Here is a 2237-nt window from a genome sequence, read left to right on the forward strand (position 1 = left end):
TTCATAAATGTTACAAACCAGGGAACGGTGCGTTAGGCACGGGAATTTATTGATGGATTGGAATGCTGAATTTATCGCCCGTGCCTAACACACCCTACGATTAAATAAGATTTTGTTATCACCATAAATCCGGGAGAGCCAACTTAATGTTCAGAGAATCAACAATGTCTAATCCTAATGTAGTTTTTCTTTGTGGTAAGCTTCTTCCCCCTTCAGAAACTTTTATTAAAGCTCAAGGGGAAGGATTGCAGCAATTTACTCCTTACTATGTTGGTTCTCGCTTCGTCAAAGGATTACCTTTGCCTTCCGAGCGTACCTTGACTGTTAACCGGGGTGGAGTTGTAGGTAATTTGGAAGAAGTTGTGTTTAAGGTGTCGGGATTTGCGCCCAAACTGTATCAGCAAGTACAGCAGTTGCAACCCGCTCTGATTCATGCTCATTTTGGAGTCTGTGGCGCTTTGGCTTTGCCTTTAATGCGAAGCTTGAAACTGCCAATGATAGTCACTTTTTATGGTCTAGATGCGACTATGAAAGATGACTATGCGCGAAAGGAATCCATTACCACTAGAGTTTATCTACGCCGTCGAGAAGCGCTCAAGCGTGAAGCGAATCTATTTATTGGTGTATCCGAGTTTATTAAAGAAAAGCTGATAGAACAAGGTTTCCCGGCTGACAAAGTTATTGCCCATTACTATGGTGTGGATACGGAAAAGTTTACACCCGATCCATCTATACCTCGTGAGCGAGTTGTACTTTTTGTAGGGCGATTAGCGGAAAAGAAAGGGTGTGAGTATCTGATTCAGGCTATGGCTCAGGTACAAGAACAAATGAACGATGTGGAGCTTGTAATTATAGGTGATGGGCCACTGAGAGAGAGCCTGGAAGCATTGGCAGCAAAGTCACTGCGCCGCTACAAGTTTCTAGGACTACAACCTTCTGATGTGGTGAAGAGTTGGATGAATCGATCGCTCTTGCTTGCCGTACCCAGTGTCACCGCTTCCACAGGAGACTCAGAAGGATTACCCACTGTTGTAGTTGAAGCTCAGTCTATGGGATTACCAGTTGTTGGCTCGATTCATGCTGGTATTCCTCAAGCTGTAGCTCATGGAGAAACTGGTTTTCTAGCGCCGGAACGGGACTGGAAAACACTTGCCGAATACATTCTGCTGTTTCTTTCCGATCATACTCTTTGGCAGAGTTGCAGTGTTAACGGACAACAGCGAGTTCGAGATCATTTCAACTTAAGTAAACAGACCCGGATTTTGGAGGATATATACCGTAGTGTTCTGTAAGTAAGTATAGCGGTAACTATAATATTCTTCCTTTATGAAAAAGTAACTCGTAAACTTAGAGAATTATTGGAGGATAAAGTGAGAATACTGAGCATACACAACAACTATCAGATCCGTGGTGGAGAAGACGAGTCTCGTGAGTTAGAAGAACGGCTATTGCAGAACATGGGTCACGAAGTAGAAGTGTATCAGGAGAATAACGATCGCGTTCCCACTATCAATGGAGTAAACTTGGCACTGAGAACCGTTTGGTCTACTGAAGCTTACAACATTGTCAAACAAAAACTCAGGGACAAAGCCTTCGATCTAGTCCATGTGCAGAACTTTTTTCCCCTAATTTCACCCTCAGTATACTATGCGGCGCAGGCAAAGGGAGTGCCTGTAGTGCAAACCTTGAGAAATTACCGTTTGTTGTGTCCCAATGGGTTATTTTACCGAGATGGAAAGGTATGTGTTGACTGTCTGGGGAAAGCCATTCCCTATCCCGGAGTGCAGCATAGTTGTTATCGAGGAAGTTTGGCAGCCAGTAGCGTCACCGCGACCATGCTCACGGTACACCGTGCCATGCAAACTTGGCAAGAGAAGGTGGATCTCTACATCACTCTCTCCCAGTTTGCTCGCGAAAAATTTATTGAGGGTGGTTTTCCAGCCGAAAAGATTGTCGTCAAGCCGAACTTTGTCGATCCTGACCCAGGTGTAGGAACAGGGCTGGGTGGCTATGCTCTTTTCGTGGGCAGACTTTCGCCAGAAAAAGGACTAGATACTCTACTTGCGGCTTGGCAGCAACTGAAAAATCCCATGCCACTGAAAATTGTTGGCGATGGCCCTTTAGCAGGTGAGGTGGCAAAAGCAGCGGAAAAATCTCCGAAAATTGAGTGGTTAGGACGCAAATCAATGGCAGAAGTTTATGCCCTGATGGGAGAAGCAATGGTGTTGATTTTCCCC

At 45.0% G+C, this 2237-nt stretch carries 2 protein-coding genes; both read left to right on the forward strand.

Going from position 1 to position 2237, the window contains the following annotated elements:
* Positions 1–164 precede the first annotated feature (164 nt).
* Positions 165–1292: a glycosyltransferase gene (locus ACE1CC_RS24480; RefSeq protein ID WP_413273050.1), complete on the forward strand. Its 1128-nt coding sequence runs from the start codon at positions 165–167 to the stop codon at positions 1290–1292.
* Between the two features lie 78 nt (positions 1293–1370).
* Positions 1371–2237 (forward strand): glycosyltransferase (locus tag ACE1CC_RS24485; protein WP_413273051.1); only part of this gene is annotated, 867 nt, incomplete at its 3' end.

The organism is Floridaenema aerugineum BLCC-F46 (genome assembly GCF_041929345.1).
In the GTDB taxonomy this organism is placed as follows: Bacteria; Cyanobacteriota; Cyanobacteriia; order Cyanobacteriales; family Aerosakkonemataceae; genus Floridanema; species Floridanema aerugineum.